Annotated in this window: 13 protein-coding genes; 3 read left to right on the forward strand and 10 right to left on the reverse strand. The window is 68.0% G+C overall.

What is annotated here, in order from left to right:
- Positions 1-12: 12 nt before the first annotated feature.
- A complete protein-coding gene (locus tag U5798_RS20310) occupies positions 13-2,880 on the forward strand; it encodes a valine--tRNA ligase (RefSeq protein WP_322082986.1) in 2,868 nt (955 codons plus the stop codon).
- Positions 2,881-2,967: 87 nt separating this feature from the next.
- Positions 2,968-3,852 carry a UTP--glucose-1-phosphate uridylyltransferase GalU gene (galU, locus tag U5798_RS20315; RefSeq protein WP_124455968.1) on the forward strand — a complete coding sequence of 295 codons (885 nt, stop codon included), beginning with the start codon at positions 2,968-2,970 and terminating at the stop codon, positions 3,850-3,852.
- A 52-nt stretch (positions 3,853-3,904) separates the two neighbouring features.
- Here the strand turns inward: galU and U5798_RS20320 are convergent, their stop codons facing one another.
- The 7 genes from U5798_RS20320 to U5798_RS20350 form a co-directional block, all read right to left on the reverse strand.
- Positions 3,905-4,519, reverse strand: a complete 615-nt coding sequence (locus U5798_RS20320; RefSeq protein WP_322082987.1) for a DUF4136 domain-containing protein — start codon at positions 4,517-4,519, stop codon at positions 3,905-3,907.
- Positions 4,520-4,556: 37 nt separating this feature from the next.
- Positions 4,557-6,944 carry a CHASE2 domain-containing protein gene (locus U5798_RS20325; protein ID WP_322082988.1) on the reverse strand — a complete coding sequence of 796 codons (2,388 nt, stop codon included), beginning with the start codon at positions 6,942-6,944 and terminating at the stop codon, positions 4,557-4,559.
- Positions 6,945-6,954: 10 nt separating this feature from the next.
- Entirely contained in the window at positions 6,955-8,316 is a 1,362-nt protein-coding gene (locus U5798_RS20330; RefSeq protein WP_322082989.1) for a FecR domain-containing protein, read from the reverse strand.
- Positions 8,313-9,017: a response regulator transcription factor gene (locus U5798_RS20335; protein ID WP_006490421.1), complete on the reverse strand. Its 705-nt coding sequence runs from the start codon at positions 9,015-9,017 to the stop codon at positions 8,313-8,315. The genes U5798_RS20330 and U5798_RS20335 overlap by 4 nt, the downstream gene beginning before the upstream one ends.
- 267 nt (positions 9,018-9,284) lie before the next feature.
- A complete protein-coding gene (locus U5798_RS20340) occupies positions 9,285-9,719 on the reverse strand; it encodes a peptidase (RefSeq protein WP_124455964.1) in 435 nt (144 codons plus the stop codon).
- 195 nt (positions 9,720-9,914) lie between these two features.
- Positions 9,915-10,142 carry a sulfurtransferase TusA family protein gene (locus U5798_RS20345; RefSeq protein ID WP_006402122.1) on the reverse strand — a complete coding sequence of 76 codons (228 nt, stop codon included), beginning with the start codon at positions 10,140-10,142 and terminating at the stop codon, positions 9,915-9,917.
- A 116-nt stretch (positions 10,143-10,258) separates the two neighbouring features.
- A complete protein-coding gene (locus U5798_RS20350; protein ID WP_124455963.1) occupies positions 10,259-11,194 on the reverse strand; it encodes a LysR family transcriptional regulator in 936 nt (311 codons plus the stop codon).
- 109 nt (positions 11,195-11,303) lie between these two features.
- Between U5798_RS20350 and U5798_RS20355 the strand changes: the two genes are divergently transcribed.
- Positions 11,304-12,824 carry a CoA-acylating methylmalonate-semialdehyde dehydrogenase gene (locus U5798_RS20355; RefSeq protein WP_124455962.1) on the forward strand — a complete coding sequence of 507 codons (1,521 nt, stop codon included), beginning with the start codon at positions 11,304-11,306 and terminating at the stop codon, positions 12,822-12,824.
- Between the two features lie 57 nt (positions 12,825-12,881).
- Here the strand turns inward: U5798_RS20355 and U5798_RS20360 are convergent, their stop codons facing one another.
- The 3 genes from U5798_RS20360 to U5798_RS20370 form a co-directional block, all read right to left on the reverse strand.
- On the reverse strand, positions 12,882-13,766 hold the full coding sequence (locus tag U5798_RS20360) for a MurR/RpiR family transcriptional regulator (protein WP_322082990.1): 885 nt from the start codon (positions 13,764-13,766) through the stop codon (positions 12,882-12,884).
- 278 nt (positions 13,767-14,044) lie between these two features.
- Positions 14,045-15,217 carry a Gfo/Idh/MocA family oxidoreductase gene (locus U5798_RS20365; protein ID WP_322082991.1) on the reverse strand — a complete coding sequence of 391 codons (1,173 nt, stop codon included), beginning with the start codon at positions 15,215-15,217 and terminating at the stop codon, positions 14,045-14,047.
- Positions 15,218-15,256: 39 nt separating this feature from the next.
- Entirely contained in the window at positions 15,257-16,183 is a 927-nt protein-coding gene (locus U5798_RS20370; RefSeq protein WP_124455959.1) for a TIM barrel protein, read from the reverse strand.
- Positions 16,184-16,216: the final 33 nt, after the last annotated feature.

Raw genomic sequence — 16,216 nt, forward strand, 5'->3', positions numbered from 1 at the left:
CAGATTTCCAACATGAGCGACAACACGCTTGCGAAGAGCTTCGAGCCCCACACCATCGAGTCCCAATGGGGGCCGGAGTGGGAAAAACGCGGCTACGCCGCCCCGGCTTTCGATCCGTCGCGCCCCGATTTCGCGATCCAGTTGCCGCCGCCGAACGTGACGGGCACGCTGCACATGGGCCACGCGTTCAACCAGACGATCATGGACGGCCTCGCCCGCTACCACCGGATGCTCGGCGAAAACACGCTGTGGGTGCCCGGCACCGACCATGCGGGGATCGCCACGCAGATCGTCGTCGAGCGCCAGCTCGACGCGCAGGGCGTGTCGCGCCACGACCTCGGCCGCGAGCAGTTCGTCGAGCGCGTATGGGAATGGAAGGAAAAGTCCGGCTCGACGATCACGGGCCAGGTGCGCCGCCTCGGCGCGTCGACCGACTGGTCGCGCGAATACTTCACGATGGACGACAAGATGTCGGCCGCCGTGCGCGACGTGTTCGTCACGCTCTATGAACAGGGCCTGATCTACCGCGGCAAGCGCCTCGTCAACTGGGACCCGGTGCTGCTCACCGCCGTGTCGGATCTCGAAGTCGCGAGCGAAGAGGAAAACGGCCACCTGTGGCACATCCGCTATCCGCTCGTCGACGGCTCGGGCTCGCTGACGGTGGCCACCACGCGCCCCGAGACGATGCTCGGCGACGTCGCGCTGATGGTCCACCCGGAAGACGAGCGCTACGCGCACCTGATCGGCAAGCTCGTCACGCTGCCGCTGACGGGCCGCGAGATCCCGGTGATCGCCGACGACTACGTCGACCGCGAGTTCGGCACGGGCGTCGTGAAGGTCACGCCCGCGCACGACTTCAACGACTACCAGGTCGGCCTGCGCCACAACCTCGCGCCGATCGAGATCCTGACGCTCGACGCGAAGATCAACGACAACGGCCCCGAGCAGTATCGCGGCCTCGACCGTTTCGACGCGCGCAAGGCGATCGTCGCCGACCTCGACGCGCAGGGCTTCCTCGACTCCGTGAAGCCGCACAAGCTGATGGTGCCGCGCGGCGACCGCACGGGCGTCGTGATCGAGCCGATGCTGACCGACCAGTGGTTCGTCGCGATGACGAAGCCGGCACCGGAAGGCACGTTCAACCCCGGCAAGTCAATCACCGAGACGTCGCTCGACGTGGTGCGCAACGGCCAGATCAAGTTCGTGCCGGAAAACTGGACGACCACCTACTATCAGTGGCTCGAAAATATCCAGGACTGGTGCATCTCGCGCCAGCTGTGGTGGGGCCACCAGATTCCCGCGTGGTACGGCGAAAACGGCGAGGTATTCGTCGCGCGCAACGAGGAGGAAGCACGCGCGCAGGCCGCCGCGAAGGGTTATGCGGGCGCGCTGAAGCGCGACGAGGACGTGCTCGACACGTGGTTCTCGTCGGCGCTCGTGCCGTTCTCGTCGCTCGGCTGGCCGAACGAAACGCCTGAACTGCAGCATTTCCTGCCGTCGTCGGTGCTCGTCACGGGCTTCGACATCATCTTCTTCTGGGTCGCCCGGATGGTGATGATGACGACGCACTTCACCGGCAAGGTGCCGTTCCATACCGTCTACGTGCACGGCCTCGTGCGCGACGCGGAAGGCCAGAAGATGTCGAAGAGCAAGGGCAACACGCTCGACCCGATCGACATCGTCGACGGCATCGACCTCGAGACGCTGGTCGCGAAGCGCACCACCGGCCTGATGAACCCGAAGCAGGCCGCGACGATCGAGAAGAAGACGCGCAAGGAATTCCCGGACGGCATCGCCGCGTTCGGCACCGACGCGCTGCGCTTCACGATGGCGTCGATGGCGACGCTCGGCCGCAACGTGAACTTCGACCTCGCGCGCTGCGAAGGCTATCGCAACTTCTGCAACAAGCTGTGGAACGCGACGCGCTTCGTGCTGATGAACTGCGAAGGCCACGACTGCGGCGCCGACAAGCCGGAAGTGTGCGGCGCGGGCGACTGCGGCCCCGGCGGCTACCTCGATTTCTCGGCGGCCGACCGCTGGATCGTGTCGCTGCTGCAGCGCACCGAAGCGGACATCGCGAAGGGCTTCGCCGATTACCGCTTCGACAACATCGCCAGCAGCATCTACAAGTTCGTGTGGGACGAGTACTGCGACTGGTACCTCGAGCTCGCGAAGGTGCAGATCCAGAACGGCACGCCGGAACAGCAGCGCGCGACGCGCCGCACGCTGCTGCGCGTGCTGGAAACGGTGCTGCGCCTCGCGCACCCGGTCATCCCGTTCATCACCGAAGCGCTCTGGCAGAAGGTCGCGCCGCTCGCCGGCCGCTATCCGCAAGGCAAGGCGGAAGGCGAAGCGTCGCTGATGACGCAGCCGTACCCGGTCGCGAACCTGCAGAAGCTCGACGAGGCGTCCGAGCAATGGGCGGCCGACCTGAAGGCGATCGTCGACGCGTGCCGCAACCTGCGCGGCGAGATGAACCTGTCGCCGGCGACCAAGGTGCCGCTGCTGGCTGCCGGCGATGCCGAGCGCCTGCGCTCGTTCGCGCCGTACGTCCAGGCGCTCGCGCGCCTGTCGGAAGTGCAGATCCTCGCGGACGAAGCGGCGCTCGACAAGGAAGCGCACGGCGCGCCGATCGCGATCGTCGGCCCGAACAAGCTGGTGCTGAAGGTGGAAATCGATGTCGCGGCCGAACGCGAGCGCCTGTCGAAGGAAATCGCGCGCCTGACGGGCGAGATCGCGAAGTGCAACGCGAAGCTCGGCAACGAGGCGTTCGTCGCGAAAGCGCCGCCGGCCGTGGTCGAACAGGAGCAGAAACGCGTCGCGGAATTCCAGAGCACGCTCGAAAAACTGCGGGCGCAGCTCGATCGGTTGCCTGCGTAACAAAGGGTAAGGTCGTTTGCGTTCACTATAATGCGAACGTGAACATAGACCGTCTGACAAGTCGATTACAGGAATAAAGGTTCGATCATGCTGAAAGTTTCCAAGGCGGTATTTCCCGTTGCCGGTCTCGGCACGCGGTTCCTCCCGGCGACGAAGGCGAGCCCGAAGGAAATGCTGCCGGTCGTCGACAAGCCGCTGATCCAGTACGCGGTCGAGGAAGCGATCGCCGCGGGCATCACCGAGATGATCTTCGTCACCGGGCGCAGCAAGCGCGCGATCGAGGATCACTTCGACAAGTCGTACGAGGTCGAAGCCGAACTCGAGGCGCGCGGCAAGGAAAAGCTGCTCGAGCTCGTGCGCAGCATCAAGCCGAGCCACGTCGACTGTTTCTACGTGCGCCAGCCGGAAGCGCTCGGCCTCGGCCATGCGGTGCTGTGCGCGGAAAAGCTGGTGGCCGACAACCCGTTCGCGGTGATCCTCGCCGACGACCTGCTCGACGGCACGCCGCCCGTGATGAAGCAGATGGTCGACGTGTTCGACCACTATCACAGCTCGGTGATCGGCGTCGAAGAGATCCCGCCGTCGGAAACGAAGTCGTACGGGATCGTCGACGGCAAGGAATGGGAAGAGTCGATCGTCAAGATGTCGGCGATCATCGAGAAGCCGGCGCCGGAAGTCGCGCCGTCGAACCTCGGCGTGGTCGGGCGCTACATCCTGAAGCCGCGGATCTTCGAACACCTGCGCGCGCTGAAGCCCGGCGCGGGCGGCGAACTGCAGCTCACCGACGCGATCCAGGCGCTGCTCGCCGATGAACAGGTGCTGGCCTACAAGTATCAGGGCACGCGCTACGATTGCGGCAGCAAGCTCGGCTACCTGAAGGCGACGGTGGAATTCGCGCTGCGCCACCCGGAAGTCAGCGCCGAATTCGACGCGTACCTGCGTACGCGCGGCGGCACGCAACCGGCCGCCTGAACGCGGCAAGGGCTCGCCGCGGCGAGCCCGCCCTCACCTCACCGGCCGGCGCTCAGCGCGTTTCGGCCGGCTTCACGGAGACGACGCCCGGCATCCCGCCCGCGTCGTCTTTTTTCGTCTTGACGAGCCAGCCGTTGCCGTCGCCGAACGGCACCTTCGCCAGCGCGCTCTTCACGAGCGCCGGCGCGGCCAGCTGCGTGCCCGGATCGCGATCGCGCAGCGCGGCCGATACGCGGTACACGTCGGCCCCCGATCGTGCGTCGACGAAACGCAGCGTGAGCACGTGGCGATACACGGTGCCCATGAACGGCAGCGCGACCGGCGCCGGCCCGTCGACCGTCACGCACGCACTGCTCGCGGCGCCGCACCGGTCGGCGATCGCCGTGACCGACGCCGGCTGCGTCGCGTACGCGATCGACAGCCGGTAGCGCGCATCCTTGAGCGGCTGCGCATCGAAGCCGCGGCGCGCGAGTTCGTCGCGCACGAGCGTCTCGATCTGCCGGTACTCGGTGTCGCCCGCCTGCGCGGCCGTCCGCACGAAATCGTAGCCGTGCGCACCGGAGGCAAACGCATCCGGCTGCCCGACCGCACTCACGCCGGTCGTCACGCCGGCGCAACCCGTCAACAGCGACGCCGCCAGTGCGGTCGCTGCCCATTCCTTTCTCATGGCTTTCCCCAAATCCCTGCCGTCGTGCCCGGCCCTGTCAGGCGGACGGCTCGTCGATCGCGGGCAGCGACACCGTCACCGCGGTGCCGACACCCACCTCGCTGTCGACCGACACGCTGCCCCCATGGCGCGTGACGACCGTCTTCACGAATGCCATGCCGAGCCCGGAACCCGAGATCTCGGGCCGCTCGCCGGCATGGAATCGCTTGAAACGCTCGAACAGATGCCGCTGATCTTCCGGCGCAATGCCGTACCCCTGATCGCGAATCGTACAGAACATCCGCTTCGATGCGTGCTCGACCGTCAGCGTACACGTGATCACGGTGTCGGACGGACTGTATTTGACCGCGTTGTTCAGCAGGTTCACGAATGCGCGCGTGATCAGCGAGCGGTCCGCGCGCACCCAGCACATGTCGGTGCCGACCTCGGTGTCGACGCGGATATGCTTCGCCTGCGCCTGCGGCCATACCTCGTCGCTCGCGTCGATCAGCACGTCGACGAGGCTCGTGACCTCGAGCTGGTACGCCTGCGACTCGGCGCGCGCCAGTTGCACGAATTCGTCGGCCAGCGACAGCGCGCGATGCGCATAGCGCTCGATCCGCGCGAGCAGCCCGCGCATCGCGTCGGTGTCGACACGGTCGCGCTCGATCTCGACGAGCGCCAGGATCGACGACTGCGGCGAGCGCATGTCGTGCGACAGCAGGTGCAGCGCTTCCTCGCGTTGCCGCTCGGCCGCATGCAGCTCGGTCACGTCGACGAGGCCGGCGATCCAGCCCGTCACGCGGCCCTGGGCGTTCGTACAGGCCGCGTAGCGTAACAGATGGTCGAGCCCGTCGCGATCGCGCACCTCGATGCCGCGCGCCATTGCGTCGTGTTCGGCCTCGAGCGTCGGGTCGAGCGCGGCTGGCCAGCGCTCGCGGATCGCCGCGTCGTGTTCGGCATTGCCGTCGACGGTCTTCATGAAGGTCAGCTCGCCGAGCGCGTTGCGCAGCGGCCGCCCTTCCGGCAGCGGCAGCGACAGGCGCGACCCGTAGCGCTTCGCCGCGTGGTTCGCGATCAGCACGGTCCCGGCGAGGTCGGTCACGAAAATCGGCTCCGGCATGCTGTCGAGGCTGTCCCACACGAAGCGCTTCATGTCCTGCACGCGCTGCGCGGCCTGCGCCATCAGCGCCATCTGCCGCTCGAGCACGTCGCCGCCGACGCTGCGCGTGCGCGGCGCCTCGGGCAGCAGGTGCGGCTCGTCGGCGAGCCGCTGCAGCTCGCGGCGCAGGTACGACATCGTCATTTCGAGGCGCCGCCAGTTCCAGATCGGGTAGACGGCGATCAGCCCGAAGATCGCCGGTGCCGGCGTCAGCCAGATGCGCGCCTCGAACAGCAGAGCCAGGCTCGCGACCACGGCGAGCACCGCGAGACTCATCGTCAGCAGCAGCGCACGCCACGGCGACAGCATCAGGAAACCGCCGAGCAGCACGGCGAGCGGCAGCAGCGACGCGGCGAACAGCCCCAGGCGCGACGCGGGCGAGATCGCGCTGCCGGTCGCCAGCATGTCGAGCACGTTCGCATGGATATACACGCCGGCCAGCGGGCCGAACTCGCCGGACACGGGCGTCGCGAAGCGGTCGTACAGCCCGGACGCCGTCACGCCGACGACGACGATCTTGCCGCGCAGCGCATCGGGTTTCACGCTCCCTTCGAGCACGTCGTCGAACGACAGCGTCGGATAAGCGGGGGTATTGCGGCTGAACGGGATCAGGTAGCGGCCCTCGCCGGCCGCATCGCGCGACAGGTCGTGCGCATTCGCGCCCGGCACGCCGCCGACCGGATGCAGCCGGCCGGCCTGGATCGCACGGTACACGGGCACCATCAATTGCGGCCAGCGCACGCGGCCGTCGCTTTCGAACAGCGCGACGCTGCGCACGATGCCGTCGCGATCGACTTCGAGATTGATGTGGCCGAGCCCCGTCGCGCGCGCCGCGAGCGCGGCGACCGGCGGATCGACGCTACGCGTGCCGTCCGCTTGCTCCGGGCTCAGCAGTACGGGCAGGAAGGTCGGTACATGGCTCATCGCGTCCGCAAACGCGCGATCCTCCGGCGACGGTTCGGTGAACAGCACGTCGTAGACGACGGCGGCCGGCTGCGCACGCGCCAGCGTGTCGAGCAGCCGCGCATGCACGTCGCGCGACCACGGCCAGCGGCCGAGCGCCGACACGCTCTGGTTGTCGATGTCGACGACGACCACATCCGGCGACAGCGGCAGGCTGCGCAGCATCAGCAGCCGGTCGTAGATCAGCCCGTCGACGCTCGACGACAGGCGGCCGAGCGCGCACGCGAGGATCACCGCGATCCCGAGGCAACCGATCGCGATCCATTCGATGAGAAAGCGGCGGCCGAGATGCCGCCGCGGGGACACGGAGCGGGGTTTCATGCGCCGCGGGTCAGCGCGACAACGTGAACGCGCTGACGGGACTGGTCTTCTCGTAGAACTTGCCGCCTTCGAATTCCTCGACGGTCACGGCCCAGAAATAATCGCCCGGCGGCAGGTGCGCAACGGTGAGCTGGCGCGCATGCAGGCCGACCTGGTCGACGACCGGCGCGCTCAGGTCCTTCGAGCGCGACAGCACGAACCGGTAGCGCGCATCCTTGCCCGAACCGTTCGGCGACCAGCGGAACTCGTAACCGCCGGCGCCGGGCGACGCGCTCGCGTCGAGCCCCATCACGCGGCGCTCGAACGCATAGGTGCGCGGCAGCCCCTCGAGACCGTTCGAATCGATCGCGGCGATTCGCACGAAATAGTTGCCGTTCGGCACGTCGCGAAACACCACGCGCGGCGTATCGGTACGCGTTTCGCGGAACAGGTCGAGCAACCCCGCGTCGTGCGCGAGCTGGACGTGATAACCGCGTGCCTGCGCGAGCGGCGCGACGTCGAACGCGACGTCGGACTCGTCCTGCACCTTGTCCGGATGCGCGAGCGTGGGCGGGGCCAGCAGCTCGACGGGCGCGCCGACCGTGCCGGACGACGTCGCGACGCTACCGAAGTTCGCATGCACGAGCGTCGGGTCGGCCGCCTGCCGGTGCCCCGCGACGCCGACGGTGCCGTCGAGGACTTCGACACGTGTCGACGCATTGCCGGCCGCGTCGTAGTTCACGCGGAAATGCGTGCCGCGCACGCCGGCCACGACGGACGGCGAGCGGATCTGGAAGCGGTCGTCGCGCTTCTTCAGATGGGTGACTTCGCTGTCGACCGAGCCGCGCGTGAGTTCGAACTCGCGATCGAGCGTGCCGGTCAGCACGGTACGGCGCAGCGACTTCAGGTCGAGCTGGCTGTCGGGCGGCAGGCTCATGTGCGTGCCGTCGGCGAGCTCGATCGTCACGAAGCCGTTCGGGCCCGTGCGCACGCGGTCGCCTTCCGCGAGCGTCGCGTCGTTGGCGAGCGCCGTGAAAGCGTCGCCGGACGCGCGTTCGGCCGTGCCCTGCACCGCGATCACGCGGGCGGTCAGCTTTTCCTTGCGCAGCCGCGCGACTGGCAGCTTCAGCGCGACGCCGGGCTGCAGGTGCTTCGGCGCGGGCACGCCGTTGATCTGCTGGAGCAGTTGCCAGTCGTCCGAGCCCTGCATATAGCGTGCGGCGACGTCGTACAGCGTGTCGCCCGCCTGCGTGCGGTACACGACCATCTTGCCCGCGGCAGCGGGCGGCTGCGCCGCCGCGTGCTGCGCGGCGAACGCAAGCGCGACCGCGCAGGCCGCGTGCAGCGCCGCCGTGCGCAGGTTCGCCGTGCGCTGCGTGATGCCCGTGGTCACTCCGGTTCTCCCTGGCCGACCCGCTCGAGCCGGTAGCCGTAGCCGTAGATCGGCGCGAGGCGATAGCCGTTCTCGGGCCGCAGGCCGAGCTTGGTGCGCAGCATCGAGATGTGCGTATCCATCGTGCGCGACGGGATGTCGGTCGCCTGCTTCCACACGAGATCGAGAATGTGCGCACGCGACAACGGCCGGTCGAGGTGCTGGAACAGCAGCAGCGCGAGCTCGAATTCCTTTTGCGTGAGGCTCACGGCCTTGTCGCCGACATACGCCTGCTTCAGGTTCACGTCGAAACGGAACTGGTCGAACTCGCGGACGGTGGCCTCGGCGTTGACCGGATACGCGCGGCGCAGCAGCGAGCCGATGCGCGCGCGCAGGATCGGGCCCGACACGGGCTTGACCACGTAGTCGTCGGCGCCGGCATTGAGGATCTGCGTGATCCCCGCCTCGTCGTCGCGGCTCGTCATGAAGATGATCGGCAGGCTGTGCTCGGTCTGGTTCGCACGCACCCACTTGAGCACTTCCTCGCCGGACATGTCGGGCACGTTCCAGTCGAGCACCAGCAGATCGAACGTCTCGCGCTGCAGGCGCTTCTTCAGGGCCTTGCCTTCCTTGAACGCATAGCACGTATGGCCAACGGCCGTCAGCGTTTGGCTGACGAAATCCGTCTGGGCCGGATCATCATCCAGTACAGCAATTCTCATAGCACCCCGCAAATCGAAATCGATTCGTCCATTCAACTCCCGCGCCTGCCCCCGGCCGCGCAGCACGTGCGCGGCGTCCGGATTTCGGCCGGCGAGCCGTCGTTCGCCGCTCGCGCCACTGCGCAAACCGGCGACCCCGGTCCAATATCTCAAAAACGGGGCACGGACGAACCGGCGATTTCATCATAGTAGTATGAAATTCGCCAAGAAATTGCGCGGACTATCGTTCTTTCTTCGAATAATCCTTCCTGCCGCGCAATCGGACGCCTAATCCGCGCCCGCGATGCCGGCCACCGGCTCGGCACAATCGTCCGCCGGCATGCGTGGCGCCGGCCGTTCCGGCAGCGCCGGTTGAACGAGCATCCGCTGCAGCTGGCCGCGCACCCGCTCCCACGCAGGCGCCGCGTAATCGGGCTGGGCTGCCGCCCATGCCTGCGCCAGATCGAACACGCGCTCGATCGTCGCACCGCAGTAGGTCAGGCCCGGGCCGTCGTCCTGCGCGACATCCCGCAGCCGTTCGTCAAGCCACTCGGCCAGCCACGGCATCTCGGCCGCCGCCGAATCCGCGTAGGCCTCCAGTGCGGCACGCGCATGGCGATCCTGTCGCGGATCGAGCTCGATCCGGCTCAATTCCGACGCGCGCGCGGGCGCAATGCATTCCGTTCCGGACGGACTTCGAAAGGTCCCTGGTCTGAAGGACATGTCCTCTCCCCGTTGTACGACGGTAGCGTCAGGCATGGCCCCCGTGCCCGCCCTGCGACGTACCGTGGCCGGCGCGTCCGCTGGGAGCGGACGACCGGCCGGGTCAGTATACGCAGCCCGTCACGCGGTGAGGTTTAAGAATTGTCAGAGAAGCCCGGCCGGCGCGCGGCACGGCGGAGCCGGCGATGCGGGCCGTCAGCGGCGGCGCATCAGGAACACGAAGGTCTTGTCCTGCGTCGTCGATTCGACGATCTCGTTGCCCGTCTGCTTCGCGAACGCGGCGAAATCGCGCTGCGAGCCCGGGTCGGTCGCAAGCACCTTGAGGATCTGCCCGCTTTCCATATCGGCAAGCGCTTTCTTGGCACGCAGGATCGGCAACGGGCAATTAAGCCCGCGCGCGTCCACTTCCTTGTGAATCTGCATCGGCTTTCGACCTTCGAATGACGCGCCCTATGCGGCGCGGGAGGAAGCCGCGATTTTACCGCAGCGCCGCCGCGCCTGCCCGGGCAGCCCGTGGCGCGGCGCACACGGGGCCGCGCTCACGCGCCGGAAAAGCCGCCCGCGAGCCGCTCGCGCAGGTGCCGCACGAGCGCGCGCACCGCGCTCGGCACGACCGGGCTGTACGGGCGGATCGCGAAGATGTGGTCGCCGAACGCGCCCGACGGCCGCCAGCCGTCGAGCAGCGCGACGAGCCGGCCGGCGTCGAGGTCGCGCTGCGCGCTGAAATCCGGCAGCAGCGCGATGCCGAGCCCGCCGAGCGCGGCCTCGCGCATCGCCTCGCTGTTGTTCGCCGCGAAGCTGCCGCGCACCGGCACGCTGACGCGCTCGCGCCGCCTGCCGTGCAACTCGAAGCTCCAGGCGGCCGGCTCGTTGTCGCGCAGGTAGCACAGGCAGCTGTGATCGACGAGCTCGTTCGGATGGCGCGGGGCGCCGCGCGCGTCGAGATAGGCGCGGCTCGCGACCAGCAGCGAGCGCGTGTCGCACAGCTTCCACGCGACGTGGGTCTGCGGCGCGGTGGTCGTATGCCGAATCGCGAGGTCGAAACCCTCCTGCGTCAGCGAATGCAGCCGGTCCGACAGGTCGAGCTCGATCTGCACGCCCGGATGCTGCCGCAGGAATTCGGGCAGGTGCGGCACGACCTGCTGGCGGCCGAGCGCGACCGGCACCGTCAGGCGCAGCAGGCCGCGCGGCTCGCCGGCCAGATCCTTCACACGCGCGAAATGCTGCCCGATCGACTCGAACGCATCGCGCGTGCTGTCGACGAGCGTCTGGCCCGCATCGGTAAGACGCACGCTGCGTGTCGTGCGGCGCACGAGCGGCACGCCGGCCGCCTTTTCGAGATCGGCGATGCGCTGGCTCATCGCGGCCTTGCTGATGCCGAGCCGCTGCGCGGCAGCCGTGAAACTGCCGGCCGCGGCCAGCACCGTCAGCGAATGGATATGCGGCCAGAGTGCCTGGACATTTTGCTGATTCATCCATTGATTATTCAGAATTCTGAACAGTGAATCAAGTTTCGCGGTCTTCTCCCGCCCTGCCGGTTTCCCTAGACTGGATCCTGTTCCCCCCTCATCCCCAGGAGACACGATGAATCCGGTTCCCGCGTACACGTCCGACGCCGACGTCGGCCACTATGTCGACGGCGCGCCCGTTGCCGGCCGCAGCGGCCGCTTCCAGGACGTCCTCAACCCGTCGCTCGGCCGCGCGGTGCGCCGCGTCGCGCTCGCCGACGACAGCGAAGTGCAGCGGGCCGTCGCGTCGGCCCACGCCGCGTTCCCCGCCTGGGCCGCGACGCCGCCGATCCGCCGCGCACGCGTGCTGCACCGCTTCCTGCAGCTGATGAACGAACACCGCGACACGCTCGCGGCAATCATCACGGCCGAGCACGGCAAGGTGTTCTCCGACGCGCAGGGCGAAGTCGCGCGCGGCATCGACATCATCGAATTCGCATGCGGCGTGCCGCAACTGCTGAAAGGCGACTTCACCGACCAGGTCAGCACCGGCATCGACAACTGGACGATGCGCCAGCCGCTCGGCGTCGTCGCGGGCATCACGCCGTTCAACTTCCCGTGCATGGTGCCGTGCTGGATGTTCCCGGTCGCGATCGCGACGGGCAACACGTTCGTGCTGAAGCCGAGCGAGCGCGACCCGTCGGCCGCGCTGTTCATTGCCGACCTGCTCACGCAGGCCGGGCTGCCGGCCGGCGTGTTCAACGTCGTGCAGGGCGACAAGGGCGCGGTCGACGCGCTGCTCGACCACCCCGACGTGCAGGCCGTCAGCTTCGTCGGCTCGACGCCGATCGCGGCCTACGTGCAGCAGCGCGCGGTGCAGTCGGGCAAGCGCGTGCAGGCGCTCGGCGGCGCGAAGAACCACCTGGTCGTGATGCCCGATGCGAACCTCGAACAGGCCGTCGACGCGCTGATCGGCGCCGCGTACGGCTCGGCCGGCGAGCGCTGCATGGCGATCAGCATCGCGGTGCTGGTCGGCGACGTGGCAGACAAGATCGTGCCGGCGGTGGCCGAGCGCGCACGCCGGCTGGTGATCGGCGACGGCATGTCGCCGGAAGTCGAGATGGGCCCGATCGTCACCGGCGAGGCGCTGAAGCGCATCGAAGGCTATATCGAGCAAGGCGTGAACGAAGGCGCGCAACTGGTGGTCGACGGCCGCGGGCTGCGCGTGCCGGGCCGCGAGGCCGGCTTCTTCACCGGCGGCACGCTGTTCGATCACGTGCGCCCCGACATGCGGATCTACAAGGAAGAGATCTTCGGGCCCGTGCTCGGCTGCGTGCGCGTGAAGGATTTCGGCGAAGCGGTCGACCTGATCAACGCGCACGAATTCGGCAACGGCGTGTCGTGCTTCACGAGCGACGGCGGCATCGCACGCGAATTCGCGCAGCGCATCCAGGTCGGCATGGTCGGCATCAACGTGCCGATCCCCGTGCCGATGGCGTGGCACGGCTTCGGCGGCTGGAAGAAGAGCCTGTTCGGCGACATGCACGCGTACGGCGAGGAAGGCGTGCGCTTCTACACGCGCCAGAAATCGGTGATGCAGCGCTGGTCGTCGAGCATCGGCAAGGGTGCCGAATTCGCGATGCCGACCGCGAAGTAAGCCCGCCGGCGTGCCGCCCGCCGATCGAAGTCGCGGGCGGTACGCCGGCACTCGAGGTCAGCCGGCTTTCGAGCCGTGCGCGCCGTCGGCGGTCGGCAGGTACGACAGCTCGAGCCGGTACGCGAGCGCGACGAACAGGCTCTGCGCGAGACCCATCGTGGCCGTCAGCGCGCGAAAGCCGAACGTCTCGCTGTCCTGCACCATCAGCATCACCTCGGCCTCCCGCGCGAGCGGGCTCATCCGGCTGTCGGTGATCGCGATCACGCGTGCGCCGCGCTGCACGGCCAGCTGCGCGACCTGCACGGTTTCCTCCGCATACGGCATGAACGAAATCACGATCATCACGTCGCCCTCGCGCACCGAGCGGATCTGCCCGAGGTGCATGCTGCCGAGCGCGCTGAACAGGCCGATGCGCTTGTCCGTGTGCTGCAACGCATAGTCGAGATACACGGCGATCGGAAACGCGCGCCGCGAGCCGGCAATCCAGATCGCCTGCGTGTCGGCGAGCAGATCGACGGCCTGCGCGAGCGCCTGCGAATCGAGCGTCTGCCGCAGCTGCTGCATCCCGGCAATGCTGCCCTTGATGAATTCGTCGGCGATCTGTTCGGGCTGCAGGCTCGACGAGCCCGCTTCGATCACGTCGCGCAGCCGCAGGTTGTACGCACGCCCCGGCGCAATCTGCTGCGCGAGCCCTTCGCGGAACAGCCGCTGCATCTCGGAGAAGCCGGAGAAGCCGAAGTGCTTCGCGAAGCGCACGACGGCCGACGGCTGGACGCCGCACGCCTCCGCGAGCGACTGGATGCCTTCCAGGCCAAGCTGGTCCCGATGCGTTTCCACGTGGCGCGCAATCACCTTCAGGCGATTGCTGAGGCCGTCGTACTCCTGCGTCAGGTGCTGCAGGAACTGCTCGACGGTGGCGGGAGGTTTCTCGGATGAACTCATCGGATAGCGCGAAGTTGACGGCCCCGATGCGCGCGCGACGCTGGCGGACGCGGCCCGGGGCTCGACTGGAACCATGCATGAAGGGCGAATTTAAACACGTTTGCGGCACGGCCCGCGCCGCACGCTCGCTCCCACGCGCTCGATCATCACTTGCACACGCTCCACGGCAAGACTGGAAGCGATTGTCCAACGCGCTCGCGGCGTCGTAAAGATTAGGGCGTGTACCGAGGCCGGCGGTCGGCGGGCGACATCGCGCAGCCTGCCCTGCCCTGCCCTGCTCAGCGATAGTCGACCCACACGCTGCCCGCGTCGGCCGAGCGCACGCAGTTCTCGACCCAGCGGACCCCTTCCACGCCTGCGTGAACGTCCGGATAACGGATCTGCTTCAGGGCCTCGGTGTCGCCGCGATCGGCCGCATCCATCGCGAGCGCGAAGCGCGCGTAGAGGTTAGACCATGCCTCGAACAGCCCTTCCGGATGCCCGGCGCCGATGCGATCCTCGCGCAGCGCCTGCGGATACAGGTAGCCCATCCCGCGATCGAGCACCTGCGCGGGCTGCCCCTGCACTTCGTAACGCAGCTGGTTCGGATGCTCGTCCCACCATTCGATGCTCGCCTTCGAGCCGATCACGCGCACCTTCTGGCCGTGCATCGAGCCGGCGTTCACCGCGCTCGACCATACGTAACCGACTGCGCCGGTGTCGTACTCCATGATCGTGAACGCGTTGTCCTCGAGCGGTGCGCGGCTCTTCACGAAGCTCTGCCGCGAACACATCAGCCGCTTGATCTTCAGCTCGGGCACCATCACTTCGGAGATGTACAGCGGATGCGTGCCGATGTCGCCGAGCACGTAGCTCGGGCCCGCGAACTTCGGATCGACGCGCCAGCGCGCGGCCGCGCTCGCGGCCTCGACGCCCTCGCTGTGGAAGCCGTGCGCGAACTGCATCTGCACGATGCGGATCTCGCCGAGGTCGCCGCGCGCGATCATCTCGCGCGCCTGCTCGATCATCTGGTGTCCCGAGTAGCCGTACGCGACGCCGACGATCCGGTTCTTCTCGACCGCCAGCCGCTGCAGCGCCTCGGCCTCCTCGGTCGTGAAGCACAGCGGCTTCTCGCAGACCACGTGCAGCCCCGCGTTCAGCGCGGCGCGGCAAATCTCGAAGTGCGTGTTGTTCGGCGTCGCGATCGATACCGCACGGATGCCGTCCGGGCGGCGTGCCTCGGCGTCGAACATCGTCGCGTAGTCGGGATAGCAGCGCTCGGCCGCGACGCCGAGCTTCACGCCGAACTGGCGGCCGCGCTCGGGATCGATATCGAATGCGCCGGCAACCAGCTGGAAGCTGCCGTCGCGCAGCGCAGCCGACCGGTGGCTGTAGCCGATCTGGCTGCCGAGCCCGCCGCCGACCATGCCCCAGCGAATCGAATGTCCAAGCAGAATCTGTCCGTCAATCATGATGGTGGTGTTCCTGGTGCGGGTTCAGTGGTTCTTGGGTCATGCAAAGCCGGCCGACGCGAGAAACGCGCGGCTCGCGGCGACGTCGCGCAGGCTCGTGCCGGCGTTGCGCGGGTCGCGCTCCTGCTCGATCGTGATGTAGCCGGCATAGCCGATGTCGGTGAGCGCGCGGCGGATCGCCGGGTAGTCGAGCACGCCGGTGCCGATCGGGCACATCACGCCGCGCGCGCACGCCGCGAAAAACGCGATGTGCTCGCCCATCACCGCGTCGTATACCGCTGCGTCGATGTCCTTGAAATGCACGTAGTCGAGACGCGCCGCATGGCGGCGCAACCACGATTCCGGGTCCATGCCCGAGTAGTACAAGTGGCCCGTGTCGAGACACAGGCCGGCCGTGTCGGCCGCAATATCGCCGACGATCCGGTCGATCTCGTCCGCGAACTCGATATAGCCGCCCGCGTGCGGATGGATCACGGCGCGCACGCCGAACTCGTCGCGTGCGATCGTCGCGATCTGCCGGATATGGTCGACCATCCGCGCCCAGCGCTCGTCGGACAGCCGCGGCGCGCGATCGCCGTGGCCGGCCGCGTAGTCGCGTTCCTCGTGGCCCCAGTCCATCACGACCAGGTACGGCGCCGCGTAGCGCTGGCCGTCCTGCGTCGGCAGCTTCGGCAGCCGCGTGATCAGCGCACAGATGTCGCGCGTCTGGCGCAGCAGGTTCGGCAGGTTCTCCGGCGATACAAGATCGTCGAAGATCGTGCCGGCCGTGATGCTCAGGCGCTGGCGGTCGAGCTCGGCGCTCACCACGTCGAGGTCGAGCGGGATGTAGCCGTACGGCCCGAGCTCGATGCCCGAGTAGCCGGCCTGCGCGGCCTCGGCGAGCACGTGCCGCCACGGCGGCAGATGCGGGTTCTTCACGTCGTCGACGCCCCAGCAGCACGGGGCGCAACCAATCTTCATCGTCATGTCGGTCGGTCCAGTAGGTCAGCGGCGGGCGGC

It is taken from the genome of Burkholderia sp. BCC1972, from assembly GCF_905339605.1.
Lineage (GTDB): Bacteria > Pseudomonadota > Gammaproteobacteria > Burkholderiales > Burkholderiaceae > Burkholderia.

Bases quoted from the DNA above. Each gene is read 5' to 3' on its own strand.
- U5798_RS20360 (WP_322082990.1), bottom strand. From the start codon at position 13,766: ATGAGTTCATCCGAGAAACCTCCCGCCACCGTCGAGCAGTTCCTGCAG.
- U5798_RS20335 (WP_006490421.1), bottom strand. From the start codon at position 9,017: ATGAGAATTGCTGTACTGGATGATGATCCGGCCCAGACGGATTTCGTC.
- U5798_RS20310 (WP_322082986.1), top strand. From the start codon at position 13: ATGAGCGACAACACGCTTGCGAAGAGCTTCGAGCCCCACACCATCGAG.
- U5798_RS20340 (WP_124455964.1), bottom strand. From the start codon at position 9,719: ATGTCCTTCAGACCAGGGACCTTTCGAAGTCCGTCCGGAACGGAATGC.
- U5798_RS20370 (WP_124455959.1), bottom strand. From the start codon at position 16,183: ATGACGATGAAGATTGGTTGCGCCCCGTGCTGCTGGGGCGTCGACGAC.
- U5798_RS20345 (WP_006402122.1), bottom strand. From the start codon at position 10,142: ATGCAGATTCACAAGGAAGTGGACGCGCGCGGGCTTAATTGCCCGTTG.
- U5798_RS20365 (WP_322082991.1), bottom strand. From the start codon at position 15,217: ATGATTGACGGACAGATTCTGCTTGGACATTCGATTCGCTGGGGCATG.
- U5798_RS20350 (WP_124455963.1), bottom strand. From the start codon at position 11,194: ATGAATCAGCAAAATGTCCAGGCACTCTGGCCGCATATCCATTCGCTG.
- U5798_RS20320 (WP_322082987.1), bottom strand. From the start codon at position 4,519: ATGAGAAAGGAATGGGCAGCGACCGCACTGGCGGCGTCGCTGTTGACG.
- U5798_RS20355 (WP_124455962.1), top strand. From the start codon at position 11,304: ATGAATCCGGTTCCCGCGTACACGTCCGACGCCGACGTCGGCCACTAT.
- U5798_RS20325 (WP_322082988.1), bottom strand. From the start codon at position 6,944: ATGAAACCCCGCTCCGTGTCCCCGCGGCGGCATCTCGGCCGCCGCTTT.
- galU (WP_124455968.1), top strand. From the start codon at position 2,968: ATGCTGAAAGTTTCCAAGGCGGTATTTCCCGTTGCCGGTCTCGGCACG.